Source organism: Marinobacter sp. GH_1 (assembly GCF_048595985.1).
In the GTDB taxonomy this organism is placed as follows: Bacteria; Pseudomonadota; Gammaproteobacteria; order Pseudomonadales; family Oleiphilaceae; genus Marinobacter; species Marinobacter shengliensis.
In genome coordinates this window covers 3,823,693-3,840,171 of the sequence record NZ_CP184460.1, presented here as the reverse complement: position 1 = coordinate 3,840,171, position 16,479 = coordinate 3,823,693, and the positions used below count along the sequence as shown (strand labels likewise).

The window sequence follows — 16,479 nt, the reverse complement described above, 5'->3', positions numbered from 1 at the left end:
TGGAAAGCCTCCCCGCAGCCGGTCGCCCAGCAGCAAAGTTAAAGGCGCGTGATCAAAAGCACTGTGAAAAATCCGCCAGCTCCGACATCTTGCCGGCAGCCAGGCCGGAACCCATCGCGTCCAGTGCCATGTCGACGCCCTCTTTGGCGGTCCTGGCCAGGCCGGCGACATAAATGGCTGCGCCGGCATTCAGGGCGATCATGTCTCGGGCTTTTTCGGTGGTTTCGTCGTGGCTGCGGCCGAAAGCGGCGCGAATGAGTTTCAGAGATGCATCGGCACCATCCACAGACAGACCCACCAACGACTGGCTCTTGATGCCAAGGTCTTCCGGGGTCAGATCGTACTCGGTGATTTCGCCGTTTTTCAGCTCCGCCACATGGGTGGACGACGCCAGGCTGATTTCATCCAGGCCATCTTTGGAATGCACCACCATAATGTGCTCTGCACCCAGGCGCTGCAGCACTTCCGCCATGGGCCGGCACAGTTCCCGAGAGAATACGCCAATCAGCTGACGAGTCACGCCCGCCGGGTTGGTCATGGGGCCAAGAATATTGAAGATAGTCCGGCAGCCCAGTTCCCGGCGTGGGCCAATGGCGTGTTTCATGGCGCCGTGGTGGGCCGGGGCAAACATGAAGCCAACGCCGATCTGCTCTACGCAGCGGGCCACTTCCTCCGGTTTCATGTTCAGGTTGATGCCGGCCTTCTCGATCAGATCGGCACTGCCGCTTTTGGAGGACACGCCCCGGTTGCCGTGCTTGGCCACATACCCGCCAGCGGCGGCCACTACAAACGACGCGGCAGAGGATACGTTGAACAGGTTAGCGCCGTCGCCGCCGGTGCCGACGATATCCACCAGCGGGCTGGCGTTGACGGCGACCTTGGTGGCCAGCTCGCGCATCACTTCGGTGGCGCCGGTGATTTCATCGATGGTTTCGCTTTTCAGGCGCAGGCCCATCAGGAAGGCGCCGATCTGGGCGTCGGTGGCCTCGCCGTTCATCACGATGCGCATCACATCTTTCATCTCTTCCCGTGACAGGTCCAGGTTGGAGGCAATGCGGTTCAGGGCTTGTTTCATGTCCATGGGGTGGGCCTCTTGTTATGTTCTCAGGAAGTTGCGCAGCAGTTCGTGGCCCTGTTCGGTCATGATCGACTCAGGGTGGAACTGCACGCCTTCAATGGGCAGGGTCTTATGGCGCACGCCCATGATTTCTTCAACGGAACCATCGTCGTTGCGGGTCCAGGCGGTGACTTCCAGGCAATCCGGCAGGGTGTTCTTGTCGATCACCAGGCTGTGGTAACGGGTGGCCTGCAGGGGGTTGTTCAGGCCCCGGAACACGCCCACGTCATTGTGGTACACCGCCGACACCTTGCCATGCATCACCTTGCCCGCGCGGATGATGTCGCCGCCGTACACCTGGCCAATGGCCTGGTGGCCGAGGCAGATGCCCAGGATTGGCAGTTTGCCGGCGAAGTGGCGAATGGCGTCCATGGAGATGCCCGCCTCGTTGGGCGTGCAGGGGCCCGGGGAAATCACCAGTCGCTCCGGTTTCAGGACTTCAATCTGCTCAATGGTGATTTCGTCGTTCCGGTATACCTGCACGTCTGCACCCAGCTCCGCCAGGTACTGCACCACGTTGTAGGTGAAGGAATCGTAGTTATCGATCATCAGCAACATAATCTGTTCCTCCGCCTCAATGGTCGTAGTCGTTGTAGGTCATGGCCACGGCACGGAAAATCGCGCGGCCCTTGTTCATGGTTTCTTTCCATTCGAGGCGGGGAATGGAGTCTGCCACCACGCCGGCGCCGGCCTGGATGTGCAGGGTGTTGTCCTTGATCACCGCAGTGCGGATAGCGATGGCGGTGTCCATGTTGCCGTTGAACGACAGGTAGCCCACGGCGCCGCCGTAGACGCCACGCTTGACCGGCTCTAGCTCATCAATGATTTCCATGGCGCGGATTTTCGGGGCGCCGCTGAGGGTGCCCGCTGGCAGGGTGGCGCGCAGCACGTCCAGGCAACTGGTGCCCTGTTTCAGGCGGCCGGTGACATTGGAGACAATGTGCATGACGTGGGAATAGCGCTCCACGATCATCTTGTCGGTCAACTTCACGGTACCGGTTTCCGACACCCGGCCAGCGTCGTTGCGGCCCAGGTCGATCAGCATCAGGTGCTCGGCGATTTCTTTCGGGTCGGCCAGCAGCTCTTTTTCCAGGGCCTTGTCTTCGGCATCGGTGGCGCCGCGTTTGCGGGTGCCGGCAATAGGACGAACGGTGACTTCCTCGTCTTCCACCCGGGCCAGGATTTCCGGAGACGAGCCGACAATGTGGAAGTCTTCCAGATCCAGGAAGTACATGTACGGCGATGGGTTGAGCACGCGCAGCGAACGGTACAGGTTTAGCGGCGGTGCCTCGAACGGGATCGACATGCGCTGGGAGATGACGGTCTGCATCACGTCGCCGTCCAGTACGTAGCCCTTGATCTTGTCCACCGCCGCTTCGAATTTGTCCTGGCTGAAGCCGGAGATAAAGTCGCTTTCATCCACCACCTTGCCGCGCAGATGTTCGGGGGTGCGGGGCGCGTTGGCCGTCTGGCGGTGCAGCTGGCTTTCCAGGTCGTCGATGCGGGCCTGGGCCTTCTGGTAAGCACCTTCAACCGATGGGTCGGCGTGCACGATCAGGTGCAGCTTGCCCCGCAGGTTGTCGAACACCACGATTTCATCGGACACCATCAGCAGGATGTCCGGGGTGCCGATTTTGTCGGGCGGGCAGCTGTGGCGCAGGCGTTTCTCGATATAGCGCACGGTGTCATAACCGAAGTAACCCACCAGGCCACCATTGAAACGGGGCAGTTCCGGCAGGTCCGGGGCGTTGAACCGTTGCTGGTAGTCGTCCACGAAAACCAGGGGGTCGTCCACTTCGGCCTGTTCAACCACCTCGCCGTGGCGGCTGACCTCAATGCGGTGGTCAAAAACTTTCAGCACTTCCCGGCTCGGCAGGCCAATAATGGAATAACGGCCCCATTTCTCTCCGCCCTGTACCGACTCGAACAGGTAGGAGTATGGCCCACTGGCCAGTTTCAGATAGGTGCTGAGGGGCGTGTCCAGGTCCGCCAGTACTTCGCGGTATACGGGGATACGGTTGTAGCCGGCTTCAGCGAGCTCGTGGAATTGCTCGGGTGTCATGGTTCGGTTTCCTGAAATCTGATCTGCGTTTTGTCAGAACGGTGTTACACCGCTGTGACCGGTGGTGCGGGCAAGCAGGCATGCGCCATGGCGCCCTTTGGCTTGCTCAGCCGGTGCGCCATCGCCACCATCGTGTTGCGCGGGTTGTCAGGATGCCTCGCGCTGCAGTCAGATTCAGTCCCTGCACGGCAGGAATCTCCCGAATGGATGTGTTCAAAGTAAAACGTCCTTGTGAGATTACAAAAGCTGGGCCAGCGAATCAACAACAGCGTCTGCGCCGAGGCTGTCTACCGGCCCGCCAAAGTTGTAGCCATACCGCACGGCTACGCATGGGATGCCCGCCGCCAGGGCAGCTTTTACGTCGGCTTTGGAGTCACCAACCATTACCGTGGTACCACGGGTGCCGCCCAGTTGTTCCATGGCGTGCAGCAGCGGCGCTGGGTCTGGTTTCTTCACTGGCAGGGTGTCGCCGCCAACCGACAGCTCAAACCACCGGTCCAGGCCGGTTTTCTCCAGCAGTGGCTGAACGAACTGGTCCGGCTTGTTGGTCACCACGGCCATCCGGCAGCCCAGGCCTTTCAGGTGCTCAAGGCATTCGTTGACGCCGTCAAACACCACCGCATGGCGGCCGTTCAGTTGTCCGTAGGCGTGGTAGAAGATCGCCAGCGCGTCTTTGAACAGTGCGTCATCTTTGGGCGCGGCGGGTTCCCAGTCGGTTTTCCCGGCAAGGGCACGGCGCACCAGTACCGGGGCGCCATTGCCAACCCAGTTGCGCACTTTCTCAAGCCCGACCGGGCTCCTGCCGAGGTGTTCCAGCATCTGGTCTACCGCAGCGGCCAGGTCGGGGGCGCTGTCCACCAGGGTGCCGTCCAGATCAAACAGGGCCACGCCCGGCCAGCGGGCGTTGAACAGACCTTTCAGGCTCATCCGCCAATCACCTTGCGGGCCTGCTCCAGTTCCTCGCGCATGGCGTCGATGGTGGCCTTGTAATCCGGGGTGTTGAATATGGCAGAGCCGGCCACGAAGGTGTCGGCGCCGGCTTCGGCGATTTCCCGGATATTGTCGGTTTTTACGCCGCCGTCGATTTCCAGGCGAATGTTGTAGTTGCTGGCATCAATCTTCTTGCGGGCTTCCTTGAGCTTGTCGAGGGTGCCGGGGATGAACTTCTGGCCACCGAAGCCCGGGTTCACCGACATCAACAGCACCATGTCGAGCTTGTCCATCACGTAATCCATGTGGCTCAGGGACGTGGCGGGGTTGAACACCAGCCCGGCCTTGCAGCCGCCGTCGCGGATCAGTTGCAGGGAGCGGTCTACGTGGTTGCTGGCTTCCGGATGGAAAGTAATGTAGCTGGCACCGGCGTCAATGAACATGCGGATCAGGTCATCCACCGGGGAGACCATCAGGTGCACATCGATGGGTGCAGTCACACCGTGCTTGCGCAGGGCCTCGCACACCATGGGGCCGATGGTCAGGTTGGGGACATAGTGATTGTCCATCACATCAAAGTGAACCACGTCGGCACCAGCGGCCAGAACGTTGTCGACTTCCTCGCCCAGGCGGGCGAAATCAGCGGAGAGAATGGATGGGGCAATCAGGTAAGGGTTCATCAAAGGCTCTCTTGATCAGGTGAATTATCGGCGGCACAGGAACCCTGCTAGTCTATCAGTTTGCCAGGCATTTTCGCAGCGTGAGGTAAGCGGTTTTGATCACAGGTCGAGCAGGTATTGGGGTTCTCTGGTTGCTGTTGGCCGGTTTGGCGCTGACGGTATCGGCGCAGGAGAACGAGCCGGAGCCGGACCAGGGCGCGCCCCACGCTATGGAGCGCAGGGCGACGGCGCTGACGGGCCTGGGTGAGTGGTCGTTGGCCCGACAGTTCCCTGAGCGAACAGTATGGCTGGATCTGGATGACGATAGCCGGGCACTGGCGTTGTTCCAGCCAGAGTTGAAAACACCGGCACGTGGCGCGCTGATTGTGCTGGCAGACGAGGGGCAGACAGCGGCTGAAGGTCTGGCCGGCGGGCTTCTTGATACCCTGGCGGAGCGTGGCGTGGCAGTGATGACACTGGGGCTTCGGCCGCCTCCGGAAAGTGTGGTTCGGCGCCGGCAACAACGGCTAGTGCCAGAGCCGCAGGAGACAGCTCCGCCTGAGGATGACCAGCTGCAATCCTCGGTGATGATTGACGTGGCTGAGGAAGAAGCCCTGGAGGAGGTGATGTCAGACTACCGCAACTCTATCCGCGAGCTGCTGGATGCTGCCGCCGGTGAGCTGGAGCGGCGCGGATACGAGCGGCCGGCGGTGTCGGGTATTGGCTGGTCGGCCGATTATGTGACGGCCTGGGCACTGGGCCAGGGGGCGTTGTCCGGGGTGATCTGGCTGGCGCCACGTTTCTCCGGTGACAGGTTGCCGGAATTGCCCGCGATGTTGTCGGCAGACAGGCCGTGGCGGGTTCTCGACCTGCACGCCATGGATGACGCCGGCCGGCATCCGGCGGTTGCGCGGGCGGCTGCCCTGGCGCGGGAGCAGGTCAGTGGTTATCGGCGTCAACCCATGGCGTTGTCAACTCCGCCGCAACGGGCCGATGCAGAGCGGGTGGCTAGCCGGATTCAGGCCTGGATGAATCGCTGAACGGTCCGGCGGCTGCGGCGACGGCTTATAGTGGGCGGTGGCGTTGTTTGATCAGTTCCCAGGCCTGCTGGTAGCGAAGCAGTCGGTCCTTGGCCATGGCCAGTTCTGATGGTGTCAGTTTCTGCTGGGCGAGTTTGTCCGGATGACATTCGGACACCTTCTTTCTGTAGGTCCGTTTGATGGATTCAAGGTCGTCCCGTCGGGTCACACCGAGGATCTGGCAGGCCTGTTCATAGGTATCCGGTTTGGCGATAGCGCCGGCGTTACGGATCCAGACTTTGCTGGCGTAACTTTCAAAGATGTCGTCGCTGACCGCCACCGGCAGGCCTATGTGGTCGATGGCATCTTCGCAGCGGTAGCGCCGGGCTTTGCCGGGCTGGCCCAGTACCTGGGCACCGTGGCACAGGCAGATGGCAGTCTTCAGGGCTGGTCCGGGCCATATCGCTGCCAGCAAACGGAACAGCAGGCCCTGCCTCAGGGGTAGCTGGCTGGCGGCCTTGCCCCGCTGGAACTGATCAATCGCTTTCTTGCGTTGGCGGTTGGAAAGGCCAAGGGCTTTCATCAGGGCCTCGGCGTAACGGATGTCTGCTTCCATCACCCGGCCGTCGGCCTTGGCAATGTAGCCGAGGAAAAAGAACAGGGGTTTGCGGCACCAGCGCGGCAGCCTTGCTCTCTCCATCAGGGTGCTGGCCTGGTGCCCGCAACTGGACAGCTCTTTGAGCAGGTCGGAGAACACCGACTCCAGTCTCGCGGGTAACGGTGGCGTGCTGGGTTTGCTCATGCCTGGTGCCTGCCGTCGGCGAGTTGCCTGTCCAGCTTGGCCAGTCTGGCCGGGGTACCAACATCCACCCAGCGGCCACCATGATAGAGGCCCCGAACCTGATGGCTTGCCATGGCCTTGCGAAGCACCGGGCCCAGCTTGCCGGATGTGTCATCCAGGCCATCGAACAGCTTTCGATGCAGCAGGCTGATACCGGTGAATGTGAGTTTGCTGCCGCCGCTTGTGATCAGGGCGCCATCGGCTTCAAGGTGAAAATCCCCCTCCGGGTGGTGCTCGGGGTTATCCGTCATCACCAGAACGGCAAGGCAGTTATCCTGTTCCGGAGGCTGCAGGTCCGATAACGAGACATCGCTCCAGATGTCGCCATTGATCACCAGAAACCAGTCGTCTCCCCGGTCGGTAAGCAACGGCAGCGCCCGGACGATGCCGCCGGCGGTTTCCAGTGGCTCGCCCTCGGCCGAGTAGCGAATGCTCAGGCCAAACTGCTTGCCATTGCCCAATTGCTGCTCTATCTGCTCACCCAGCCAGGCGTGGTTGATGACGACATCGCGGAAGCCCGCGTCACGCAGGTGTTCCAGGTGATGAACGATCAGCGGCTTGCCGCCGGCGACCAGGAGTGGTTTCGGGGTGGTCAGGGTCAGCGGGCGCATGCGTTCGCCCTTGCCGGCGGCCAGGATCATGGCTTTCACAGCTGGCTGCTCTCCTGCCCGGGAACGGGGCCAATGCGCTGTTCAATGGCGGGCAGTACGCGGTCGCACAGCCATTCATGGAAGTGTCGGAGCGCCGGTTGCCGGGCGCTGGCATCTCGCAGGTAAGAAACGGTGCGGGGGATGTCGTCCAGGTATCCGGTTTTACCATCCCGGATTGCCAGGCGGGCAAAGATACCGGCGGCTTTCAGGTGCCGTTGCATGCCCATCAGCTCAAACCATTGCCGGAAGGTATCCGGGTCTGCGCGATGCAGGCCGGCCGCGAGGCCGGCTGTGCGGAAATATTCGAGCCAGTCGGCGATCTGGTGTTCGGGCCAGCGCACGTAGCAGTCTTTCAGCAGGGAAACGACATCGTAGGTGACCGGTCCGCGCACCGCGTCCTGGAAATCAATCACCCCTGGGCGCTTGCTGCCAGCCAGTACCAGCAGGTTCCGGGAATGGTAGTCCCGGTGCACCGTGACCTCGGGTTGCGCCAGGGCGCTCTCCTTCAGGAGCGCAAAGGTGGTGTCCAGCAGTGCCCGTTCCTGGTTGCTCAGTGTCAGTTGCAGGTGTTGCTCCAGCAGCCAGTCGGGGAACAGCGCCATCTCCCTGTCCAGAAGCGCTTCATCGTAAGGTGGCAGCGGGTAATCGCCCGGCGAGGACACCTGACCGATCTTGACCAGCTCATCCAGTGCCTGCCGGTACAGTGTCTCGGCGTTGGCCTGGGCCAGGGCCGGCAGCATCAGCTGGTCGCCAAAGTCTTCCAGCAGCAGGAAGCCCAGGGCCAGGTCTTCAGCGGCAATGGCGGGGACCATAATGTCCTGCTGGCGCCAGTGTCGGGCGATGGCCACAAACGGCCGGCAGTCTTCGTGCTCGGGAGGGGCATCCATAACGATAAACGGCACCGGGGTTTTGCCAGTGGTGCTTTGCCAAACCCGGAAGTACCGGCGGAAGCTGGCGTCACCGGAAACCGGCTCAGGGCTGGCAGTTTCAAAACCGGGTATGTGCCTGACCCATTCGGTCAGCCGTTGCAGGCGGATATCCATGATGATGCTGCGCTTCCTGAGTTCGATGACTGAGTGCAAACGTTAGCAGAGCAGTATAAAGAGCGTAAAACGGATTTGCAGCGGTGTTTCCGTTAACAAGCCCGTGGGGCGCGTGTAAACTAGGCAGCTGTTTTTCTTCAAGCCCCATTCACCCGGAACAGGAACTTCGCTACCGTGCCCAGCCGTTACCGTTACCTGTCGTGGCCCCAGCACCGGTTTGCCAGGCTCCTGTTGGCAATGGCGCTTTTGCCTGTTTCCGGAGTAGCAAACGCCCAGGAGCAGGCTCCCAGTGCGGCGGAAATCGACTGGCGCCCTCGTAGTGAGCTGCCGCCCGAGGTGAGGGATCGATTACCGGTATTTTGTGAAGGCGGATACCTGCTATCGTCGTCGGCTGGCGGCCAGATGCCCTTGCTGTCCGGAGCGGAGACCGGCGGGGCACCGCTGGAGGCCAGCGCCCTGAACGCCCGCTATGAGCTGAATTCCGAGTTGTTCCTGCAGGGCGATGTGCGCCTGCGCCAGGGTGAATTCCAGGCTACAGGTTCTGAAGCCCGTTATAACCAGCAAACGGGGGAGCTGGACCTTGTCGGTCCGCTGGTCAGCCGTGGCGACGGGTTTTTGCTGACCGGCGACAGCGCCCGTTACTCGGTGGAGTCCGGGCAACTGGACATCAACACCGCCACCTTCCTGCTGCATGACGCCGAGATGCGGGGCCGGGCATCGTCGTTGTCCCGGGTGGGGGAGCACCAGGTGCTGATCACCGATGGCATGCTGACCACCTGCGGGCCTCATCAGAACGACTGGTCTATTGTCGCTTCCGATATTGCCCTGGATCAGGAGGAAGGATTTGGCACCGCCCGCCACGTTCGCCTGGAAGTGTTGGATACCCCGGTGTTTTACTGGCCCTACATCACCTTTCCCATTGATGACCGCCGCAAGACCGGTTTCCTGTACCCCCAGTTCGGTTCCTCCAGCGCCGGCAGTGGCGGCTATCTGGCCTTACCGTATTACCTGAACCTTGCACCTCATTACGATGCCACCCTGACACCCCAGTACATTCATGGTCGTGGGCTGTTTACCGAAGTAGAAGGGCGTTACCTGAGCCGCTTTGGTGAATCGGTCCTGCAACTGGGTTATATCGACAACGATTCCGCCTTCAAGGCTGACAATCCAGGCGAGGGTGGCGATCGCTGGGCACTGGATTTCACCACCCGGGCCCGGTTTGGCGGGGGTTGGACCGGTTACGGGGACTACTCGGTGGTCTCTGACCAGGACTACCTCAGTGACCTCAACCGCTCCCTGGAAATCGATCAGGCAACGCACCTGCAACGTCGCGGGGGTGTGCGTTATTCCGGCAATAACCAGTATTTCGATGCCTACCTGAACGGTTACCAGACCATCCGGGACCGGATCGCCGATGTCGATAAGCCCTACGCCCAGTTGCCGGAGATTCTCTACGCCGGAACCGGCGAATTCGGGCACGTCGAGGCCAATCTCGAGAGCCAGTACACCTGGTTCTATCGCGACAACGAGAATCTGACCGGCCTGGACCGGGCCAACGGCCAGCGGGTTCGGGCCATTCCGGAACTGGCCCTGCCTTTGCGCAGGCTCTGGGGTTTCACCCGGCCGTCGGTCAGTCTGGATTACACCCGCTATGACCTGGAAGATTACACCCAGGGCAGCGGCAGCTTTGACCGAACGGTGCCGGTGTTTGAGTGGGATAACGGGCTGTATTTCGATCGCCGCTCCAGCCTGTTCGATGTGCCGTACAACCAGACCCTGGAGCCCCGGCTTTATTACGCCTGGGCCGATGCCGATGCTGACCAGAATCACATCCCGGACTTTGATACCGGGCTCAAGAGTTTCCGCTTCGACCAGTTGTTTGAGCGGGATCGCTTCACCGGCGGTGACCGGGTGGGTGACGCCAACCAGTTGACCGTCGCCCTGACCAGCCGGTTCAATGACTTGGTGACCGGGGCGGAGCGTGCCAGGGTCAGCATCGGGCAGGTGCGCTATTTCGATGATCGGGAAGTGGATCTGTTCGGCCAGGGTGCCTCCGACAGAAGCAGCTCACCGCTGGCCGGTGAGCTGGTATTGAATCCGCTGGAGAATCTGGAGATTCGCAGTGCCGGCCTGTGGGACCCCGACACCCAGCAAACTGAAGAAGGCCGAAGCCAGCTAATCTACCACTCACAGGATTATCGTTACCTGGCCACCCTGGGCCACACCTACAGCCGACCAGACGAGCTGGAACAGAGTGATGTTGGTGTTGTTTTCCCAGTGACCAACCGCGTCAGCGGGATCGGCCGCTGGGTTTATGATTCCGGCCTGGACCGGACGGTTGGTACCCTGGCGGGTATTGAATATAACAACTGCTGCTGGAGTGTTCAGGTGGTTCACCAGAACTACCTGACGGACGATGAACAGCTGGACAACCGTGTGCTGTTCCGCATTGAACTGAAAGGGCTCGGGGGTAGTGGTGGCGCTTCCGACAATATTTCTGATGCCATCTACGGCTATGACGAACGCGAGCGCCGCCGTTTTGGAACTCCGCGCCGTTAAAACGAACCAATGTCATCAGCCAGCCTGTTCCGAAGGCCTGGCTGGGAATGTACACATCAAGAGGTGATTATGAAGGCGACGTTACGCCACGGACTGACACTGCTGCTGACCATGGCCATGCTGGCTGTGTCGGTTTCTGCCCACGCCGAGCGACAAGTGCTGGACCGGGTGGTTGCCATTGTGGATGACGATGTCATCCTCCAGACCGAACTGGATGCGCGGGTGAATACCATTGTTGGCCGTCTCAGCGCCCAGGGCACCGGCCTGCCGCCCCGGCAACTGCTGGAAGAGCGGGTATTGGAACAGCTGATTTCCGAGTCTCTTCAGTTGCAGATGGCGGACCAGATGGGGATGCGCATCAGCGATAACGAGCTGAACGAGACCCTGGCTAATATTGCCCGTAGTAACGGCTTGAGCCTGGAGCAGTTTGAAGAGCAACTGGCGGAAGAGGGCGTTACCTACCAGCAGGCCCGGGAACAGATCCGTAATGAAATGTTGTCTGGCCGGGTGCAGCAGCGCCGGGTTGGCAACCGGGTCCGTATCACTGACCGGGAGGTTGAGAATTACCTGCAGGCCCAGGCCGGCCGGGGGCCGGATGCTGAGGAATACCGCCTGGCTTATATCTTTATCCAGGTAGATGACCCCGGTAACGAGGATTCCGTTGAGCAGGCTCGCGCAAAAGCGGAAAACCTGCGCCAGCAGATCATCGATGGTCGCGACTTCCGGGAAGTCGCGGTTGCCGAATCGGATGCCGGAAACGCCCTTGAAGGCGGCGATATGGGCTGGCGTACAGAGAGCCAGTTGCCATCCCTGGTTGCGCCGGTGGTGCCGAACATGGAAGTAGGCGTGCCCTCAGAGGTGCTTGAGAACAACAGCGGTTTTCACCTGGTGACGGTGATGGACAAGCGTGGTGGCGAACAGCTGACGGTGATCCAGCAGCACCGGGTGCGTCATATCCTGATTCGTCCCTCCCAAGCGGTAACCGAAACCCAGGCTGAAAACCGCATTCGCGATATCTACCAGCAATTGCAGGACGGCGCGAACTTTGCGGCCCTGGCCCGGGAGTTGTCGGATGACCCGGTGTCCGGCTCTGATGGCGGCAACCTGGGTTGGGTCAGCCCCGGCCAGATGGTTCCGGCTTTCGAGCAGGCCATGATGGAGGCCGATGTGGGCGAGATTTACGGGCCGGTGCGGTCCCAGTTTGGCTGGCACATTCTTCAGGTAGAAGAGCGCCGGCAACAGGACGTGACTGCTGAAAACCGGGAGTCCCAGGCCCGGCAAGCTATCTACCAGCGCAAGTTTGAAACCGAACTTCAGAACTGGCTCAGGGAAATTCGCGATGAAGCCTTTGTCGAGTTCAAAGGGGACTACGCCGATCTGAACCCGACCAGTGAGGAAAACAACGCGTCATGACGACACCGGTGATTCTGGCTTTGACCGCCGGCGAGCCAGCGGGCATCGGGCCGGAACTGTGCCTGCAACTGGCGCTTGAACCGCGCCAGGCTGGTATCGTGGTGGTGGCTTGCAAAACGCTGCTGGCAGACCGTGCCCGGCAGCTTGGTCTGGTCGTAGAGTTACACGACTGGCACCCGGGCCAGACGCCGGACACCCGGGCTGGCCATGTGTCGGTGTGCCATGTGGAAGGCTGCGCGTCTACAGTCGCGGGCCGGTTACACGCCGGCAACAGTCAGTATGTGCTCGATACCCTGACCACCGCCGCCAGGGGCTGCCTGAACGGCGATTTTGACGGTATGGTGACCGCGCCGGTTCACAAAGGCGTGATCAACGAAGCCGGAATCGCGTTCAGCGGCCACACCGAGTTTCTGCAGGAACTCTGCGGTGTTGAACGGGTGGTGATGATGCTGGCTACTGAGGAATTGCGGGTGGCGCTGGTAACCACCCACTTACCCCTGAAGGACGTATCTGCGGCCATCACCCCCGAACGGTTGACCCAGGTAACGCGCATTCTCAACGCCGACCTGAAAACCTTCTTTGGCATTGAAAAACCACGGATCCTGGTGGCTGGGCTGAACCCACACGCCGGCGAGGGTGGCCATCTGGGCCGGGAAGAAATCGAGGTGATCGAGCCGACCCTGGATAAACTCCGGGCCGAAGGTATTAAACTGACCGGCCCGCTGCCGGCCGATACCCTGTTCACCCCACACTGGCTGGATAACGCTGATGCCGTGCTGGCCATGTACCATGACCAGGGCCTGCCGGTACTGAAATTTCAGGGCTTTGGCCGGGCCGTTAACATCACCCTGGGCCTGCCCATTGTCCGTACCTCGGTAGACCACGGCACCGCCCTGGACCTGGCCGGCACCGGCAAGGCCGACGCCGGCAGCCTGCACACCGCCATTCGCGTAGGCGAACACATGGCCCGCTGCCGCCGGGCGGCTATTGCCGGAGAGTCATCATGAGTAACCATCCGGGCCACAAGGCCCGTAAACGTTTCGGCCAGAACTTCCTTCATGATCCGGGCGTGATCGAGAAGATTGTCCGGTCGATCAATCCGAAACCGGACGATGCCATCGTCGAGATTGGTCCTGGTCTCGGTGCGATCACCGAAGAGATTCTGGCGGTTAATCCGCGCCTGCAGGTGGTGGAGCTGGACCGGGACCTGATTCCGGTGCTGCGCACCAAGTTCTTCAATTATCCCGAGTTCCGGATTCACGAAGCCGATGCCCTGAGTTTCGATTTCAGCCAGCTGGTGGTGGATGGTCGCCCACTGCGAATCGTCGGCAACCTACCCTATAACATCTCAACGCCGCTGATCTTCCACCTGCTGGCGCAGTCCGGGGTGGTTCAGGACATGCACTTCATGTTGCAGAAAGAAGTGGTGCAGCGGCTGGCGGCCACGCCGGGCGACAATAATTATGGCCGACTGGGTATCATGGCCCAGTACTTCTGCAAGGTGCAGCCGCTGTTTGAAGTGGGCCCGGGGGCTTTCCGGCCGGCTCCGAAAGTGGATTCCGCCATCGTCCGGCTGGTCCCTCACAAAGAATTGCCGCACCCGGCCAAGAACCTCAAGACCCTTCAGGCCGTGGTGCGCACCGCCTTCAACGCGCGCCGGAAAACCCTGCGCAAGGCACTGGCGGCCCTGGTGACGGTGGAACAGTTGCAGTCTGTGGGCATCAACGACGGCCTGCGGCCGGAAAATCTGAGCCTGGCCGACTACGTCAAGATTGCCGACCTGCTGGCGGACGCAGGCCCGCTTAATGTCGAGGTGGATGAGGTAAGTAATGACTGACTACGCCATTGGCGATATTCAGGGCTGCTATGACCGGTTACGGGATGTTCTGGCGAAAGTGGATTTCTCGCCCTCCCGGGACCGGCTCTGGGTGGCGGGCGACCTGATTAATCGCGGGCCCGCCTCACTGGAAACCCTGCGTTACATTGAAAGCCTGGGCGACGCTGCCGTGGTGGTGTTGGGGAATCACGATTTGCACTTGCTGGCGGTTGCCCTGGGGGGCCACAGCCCGAAGCGCAAAGACACCCTGCACGATATCCTGGATGCACCGGACCATGACCGCTTGATCCATTGGCTGCGTCAACAATATCTGTGCGTGCACGACGAGAAACGTAACCTGGTTATGGCCCATGCCGGGCTGCCTCATATCTGGAGCGTGGACCAGGCAGTGGCCTGCGCCAGGGAAGTAGAAGTGGTGATCCGGGGCGACCAGGCGCAGGACTATTTCAGCCAAATGTATGGCAATCAGCCGGAGCGCTGGTGTGATACCCTCACCGGTATGGACCGTTGGCGGGTGATCACCAACTACTTCACCCGGATGCGCTTTATCGCCGAAGACGGCAGCCTGGAGCTGGCCACCAAGGAGTCGGCGGATAATGCACCGCCGGGCTTCGCGCCCTGGTTTACCTACCCCCGGCAAGACGATGTAAAGGTGATCTTCGGCCACTGGGCTGCGCTGGAAGGCAACACCGGCAGTGACCGGTTTATCGGCCTGGATACCGGCTGTGTCTGGGGCGGCGCCCTGACCCTGATGAACCTGGATTCCGGGGAGCTGATTCACTGTGACTGCGCTTAAACCCTCAGAAATGGTGATTCGCTGGGCTTTGGTGATGGGTGCTGTGGCCGGCCTGTTGGCGGTGATGGCGGGTGCCTTCGGAGCCCACGGTTTGCGCCACGTGGTGAGCGAGCGGGGCCTGGAAGTGTTCCAGACCGCCGTCAGTTACCAGATGTATCATGCCTTGATACTGGTGGCGGCGAGCCTGATGCCGGCCCTCGGCTTGTCCCGGCGGTTGCTTGGCATCGCTTGCGGCTTCTGGCTCGCAGGCATTGTGCTGTTCAGCGGCAGCCTGTATCTGCTGGTGTTATCCGGCCATCACTGGCTCGGGCCGGTTACGCCCATTGGCGGTGTCTGCTTCATGATTGGTTGGGCCCTGCTGGTTGCGGCGGCCCTGAAAAAGTAACGGAGGTGATCCGAACCATGCAGGTTCAGGTAAATGGTGAGCACATGGAACTCCCCGGTGGAGCAACCATTGCGACCTTGATTGAGCATCTCACGCTGGCCGGAAAACGGGTCGCGGTTGAGGTCAACGAAGATATTGTGCCCCGCAGTCAGCACCCGAGTTTCACCCTGAGCGATGGCGACCGGGTGGAAGTGGTGCACGCCATCGGCGGCGGTTAAGTTTGCGTTCAGCTGAACGCGCCCCCTCTTTTCACTGAACTCAGGTAGGTTATGACAGATACCCCGGAAATCCAGCTCCCCGAAGACAAACCCCTGGAAATTGCAGGCAAGGTGTACCAGTCCCGCTTGCTGGTGGGCACTGGCAAGTATCACGACCTGATGGAAACCGGCCACGCCATCGAAGCCAGTGGTGCCGAGATTGTGACCGTGGCGGTGCGCCGTACCAACCTCGGCCAGAACCCGGACGAGCCGAACCTGCTGGATGTCATTTCCCCGAGCACCTACACCATCCTGCCCAACACAGCCGGCTGCTACACCGCCAAAGACGCGGTACGCACCTGCAAGCTGGCCCGGGAGCTGCTGGACGGCCACGACCTGGTGAAACTGGAAGTGCTGGGTGAACACAAAACCCTGTACCCCAACATGCCGGAAACCCTGACCGCCGCCGAAGAGCTGATCAAAGACGGTTTCAAGGTGATGGTGTACTGCTCCGACGACCCGCTGCTGGCCATGCGTCTGGAAGAAATGGGCTGCGTGGCCATCATGCCCTTGGGTGCGCCCATCGGCTCAGGCCTTGGCATCCAGAACCGCTACAACATCCGGCTGATCGTTGAGAACGCCAAGGTGCCGGTGCTGGTCGACGCGGGTGTTGGCACCGCCTCGGATGCCACCATCGCGATGGAGCTGGGCTGCGACGGCGTGCTGATGAACACCGCCATTGCCCAGGCCAAAGACCCGATCAAAATGGCCAACGCCATGCGCCTGGCCATCGAAGCCGGCCGCGAGGCCTACCTTGCTGGACGTATGCCAAAGAAGCTGTACGCCAGTGCGTCGTCACCGATTGACGGCACTTTCTTCTAAAAAATATAAAACCTTAGCCACGGACGGCACGGACTGACACGGGTAGAAAGATAATCCCAGTGTCCGAGCAGGTCCGTGTTGTCGGTGGC

Annotated in this window: 17 protein-coding genes; 9 read left to right on the top strand and 8 right to left on the bottom strand. The window is 61.0% G+C overall.

The genetic code is table 11. The features are described from left to right. Window positions 1-52 precede the first annotated feature (52 nt). From trpD to rpe, 5 genes are all read right to left on the bottom strand, one after another. Window positions 53-1,081 (bottom strand): anthranilate phosphoribosyltransferase, encoded by a 1,029-nt coding sequence (gene trpD / locus ACNSOI_RS17565; protein ID WP_420194666.1) that lies wholly within the window; start codon window positions 1,079-1,081, stop codon window positions 53-55. Between the two features lie 15 nt (window positions 1,082-1,096). Then, the gene (locus ACNSOI_RS17560) at window positions 1,097-1,675 is read right to left on the bottom strand and encodes an aminodeoxychorismate/anthranilate synthase component II (protein ID WP_061330781.1); all 579 of its coding nucleotides are present in this window, start codon (window positions 1,673-1,675) and stop codon (window positions 1,097-1,099) included. A 16-nt stretch (window positions 1,676-1,691) separates the two neighbouring features. Then, window positions 1,692-3,179, bottom strand: a complete 1,488-nt coding sequence (trpE, locus tag ACNSOI_RS17555) for an anthranilate synthase component I (RefSeq protein WP_420194665.1) — start codon at window positions 3,177-3,179, stop codon at window positions 1,692-1,694. A gap of 237 nt (window positions 3,180-3,416) precedes the next feature. Continuing rightward, entirely contained in the window at window positions 3,417-4,106 is a 690-nt protein-coding gene (locus tag ACNSOI_RS17550; protein WP_420194664.1) for a phosphoglycolate phosphatase, read from the bottom strand. Beyond that, window positions 4,103-4,789 carry a ribulose-phosphate 3-epimerase gene (gene rpe / locus ACNSOI_RS17545; protein ID WP_061330778.1) on the bottom strand — a complete coding sequence of 229 codons (687 nt, stop codon included), beginning with the start codon at window positions 4,787-4,789 and terminating at the stop codon, window positions 4,103-4,105. Before rpe ends, ACNSOI_RS17550 begins: the two co-directional genes overlap by 4 nt. 95 nt (window positions 4,790-4,884) lie before the next feature. On the opposite strand from rpe, the gene ACNSOI_RS17540 reads away from it, so the two are divergent. Next, on the top strand, window positions 4,885-5,808 hold the full coding sequence (locus ACNSOI_RS17540) for a DUF3530 family protein (protein WP_420194663.1): 924 nt from the start codon (window positions 4,885-4,887) through the stop codon (window positions 5,806-5,808). 25 nt (window positions 5,809-5,833) lie between these two features. Here ACNSOI_RS17540 and ACNSOI_RS17535 read toward each other — a convergent pair whose 3' ends face one another. Genes ACNSOI_RS17535 through ACNSOI_RS17525 form a run of 3 tightly spaced genes read right to left on the bottom strand, consistent with a single transcriptional unit; the run spans window position 5,834 to window position 8,321 of the window. After that, entirely contained in the window at window positions 5,834-6,589 is a 756-nt protein-coding gene (locus ACNSOI_RS17535) for a DnaJ domain-containing protein (RefSeq protein WP_138435873.1), read from the bottom strand. Continuing rightward, window positions 6,586-7,278 carry an N-acetylmuramate alpha-1-phosphate uridylyltransferase MurU gene (gene murU / locus ACNSOI_RS17530; RefSeq protein ID WP_061330775.1) on the bottom strand — a complete coding sequence of 231 codons (693 nt, stop codon included), beginning with the start codon at window positions 7,276-7,278 and terminating at the stop codon, window positions 6,586-6,588. The genes ACNSOI_RS17535 and murU overlap by 4 nt, the downstream gene beginning before the upstream one ends. After that, window positions 7,275-8,321: an aminoglycoside phosphotransferase family protein gene (locus ACNSOI_RS17525; RefSeq protein ID WP_420194662.1), complete on the bottom strand. Its 1,047-nt coding sequence runs from the start codon at window positions 8,319-8,321 to the stop codon at window positions 7,275-7,277. The genes murU and ACNSOI_RS17525 overlap by 4 nt, the downstream gene beginning before the upstream one ends. Before the next feature lie 237 nt (window positions 8,322-8,558). Here ACNSOI_RS17525 and ACNSOI_RS17520 point away from each other — a divergent pair, with 237 nt between their 5' ends. The 8 genes from ACNSOI_RS17520 to ACNSOI_RS17485 all read left to right on the top strand — a co-directional run bounded on the left by ACNSOI_RS17520 (window position 8,559) and on the right by ACNSOI_RS17485 (window position 16,390). Next, window positions 8,559-10,880, top strand: coding sequence for an LPS-assembly protein LptD (locus ACNSOI_RS17520; RefSeq protein WP_420195733.1), 2,322 nt, complete (start codon window positions 8,559-8,561; stop codon window positions 10,878-10,880). A 69-nt stretch (window positions 10,881-10,949) separates the two neighbouring features. After that, window positions 10,950-12,293: a peptidylprolyl isomerase gene (locus ACNSOI_RS17515; protein ID WP_420194661.1), complete on the top strand. Its 1,344-nt coding sequence runs from the start codon at window positions 10,950-10,952 to the stop codon at window positions 12,291-12,293. Continuing rightward, window positions 12,290-13,300: a 4-hydroxythreonine-4-phosphate dehydrogenase PdxA gene (gene pdxA / locus ACNSOI_RS17510; RefSeq protein WP_106693928.1), complete on the top strand. Its 1,011-nt coding sequence runs from the start codon at window positions 12,290-12,292 to the stop codon at window positions 13,298-13,300. The genes ACNSOI_RS17515 and pdxA overlap by 4 nt, the downstream gene beginning before the upstream one ends. Next, window positions 13,297-14,130, top strand: a complete 834-nt coding sequence (rsmA, locus tag ACNSOI_RS17505; RefSeq protein WP_286921363.1) for a 16S rRNA (adenine(1518)-N(6)/adenine(1519)-N(6))-dimethyltransferase RsmA — start codon at window positions 13,297-13,299, stop codon at window positions 14,128-14,130. Before pdxA ends, rsmA begins: the two co-directional genes overlap by 4 nt. Then, window positions 14,123-14,926, top strand: a complete 804-nt coding sequence (locus tag ACNSOI_RS17500) for a symmetrical bis(5'-nucleosyl)-tetraphosphatase (RefSeq protein ID WP_420194660.1) — start codon at window positions 14,123-14,125, stop codon at window positions 14,924-14,926. The genes rsmA and ACNSOI_RS17500 overlap by 8 nt, the downstream gene beginning before the upstream one ends. Window positions 14,927-14,936: 10 nt before the next feature. After that, window positions 14,937-15,311 (top strand): DUF423 domain-containing protein, encoded by a 375-nt coding sequence (locus ACNSOI_RS17495; protein WP_420195732.1) that lies wholly within the window; start codon window positions 14,937-14,939, stop codon window positions 15,309-15,311. A 17-nt stretch (window positions 15,312-15,328) separates the two neighbouring features. Beyond that, entirely contained in the window at window positions 15,329-15,529 is a 201-nt protein-coding gene (gene thiS, locus ACNSOI_RS17490) for a sulfur carrier protein ThiS (RefSeq protein ID WP_058091456.1), read from the top strand. Between the two features lie 51 nt (window positions 15,530-15,580). Continuing rightward, window positions 15,581-16,390: a thiazole synthase gene (locus ACNSOI_RS17485; RefSeq protein ID WP_058091455.1), complete on the top strand. Its 810-nt coding sequence runs from the start codon at window positions 15,581-15,583 to the stop codon at window positions 16,388-16,390. The last annotated feature ends 89 nt before the right edge of the window (window positions 16,391-16,479 follow it).

Excerpts from the sequence above, each read along its gene's own strand:
- thiS (WP_058091456.1), top strand. The coding sequence starts at position 15,329 with ATGCAGGTTCAGGTAAATGGTGAGCACATGGAACTCCCCGGTGGAGCA.
- ACNSOI_RS17535 (WP_138435873.1), bottom strand. The coding sequence starts at position 6,589 with ATGAGCAAACCCAGCACGCCACCGTTACCCGCGAGACTGGAGTCGGTG.
- ACNSOI_RS17485 (WP_058091455.1), top strand. The coding sequence starts at position 15,581 with ATGACAGATACCCCGGAAATCCAGCTCCCCGAAGACAAACCCCTGGAA.
- ACNSOI_RS17525 (WP_420194662.1), bottom strand. The coding sequence starts at position 8,321 with ATGGATATCCGCCTGCAACGGCTGACCGAATGGGTCAGGCACATACCC.
- pdxA (WP_106693928.1), top strand. The coding sequence starts at position 12,290 with ATGACGACACCGGTGATTCTGGCTTTGACCGCCGGCGAGCCAGCGGGC.
- ACNSOI_RS17560 (WP_061330781.1), bottom strand. The coding sequence starts at position 1,675 with ATGTTGCTGATGATCGATAACTACGATTCCTTCACCTACAACGTGGTG.
- ACNSOI_RS17515 (WP_420194661.1), top strand. The coding sequence starts at position 10,950 with ATGAAGGCGACGTTACGCCACGGACTGACACTGCTGCTGACCATGGCC.
- ACNSOI_RS17550 (WP_420194664.1), bottom strand. The coding sequence starts at position 4,106 with ATGAGCCTGAAAGGTCTGTTCAACGCCCGCTGGCCGGGCGTGGCCCTG.
- ACNSOI_RS17495 (WP_420195732.1), top strand. The coding sequence starts at position 14,937 with ATGGTGATTCGCTGGGCTTTGGTGATGGGTGCTGTGGCCGGCCTGTTG.
- trpD (WP_420194666.1), bottom strand. The coding sequence starts at position 1,081 with ATGGACATGAAACAAGCCCTGAACCGCATTGCCTCCAACCTGGACCTG.
- rsmA (WP_286921363.1), top strand. The coding sequence starts at position 13,297 with ATGAGTAACCATCCGGGCCACAAGGCCCGTAAACGTTTCGGCCAGAAC.
- trpE (WP_420194665.1), bottom strand. The coding sequence starts at position 3,179 with ATGACACCCGAGCAATTCCACGAGCTCGCTGAAGCCGGCTACAACCGT.
- ACNSOI_RS17520 (WP_420195733.1), top strand. The coding sequence starts at position 8,559 with ATGGCGCTTTTGCCTGTTTCCGGAGTAGCAAACGCCCAGGAGCAGGCT.
- rpe (WP_061330778.1), bottom strand. The coding sequence starts at position 4,789 with ATGAACCCTTACCTGATTGCCCCATCCATTCTCTCCGCTGATTTCGCC.
- ACNSOI_RS17500 (WP_420194660.1), top strand. The coding sequence starts at position 14,123 with ATGACTGACTACGCCATTGGCGATATTCAGGGCTGCTATGACCGGTTA.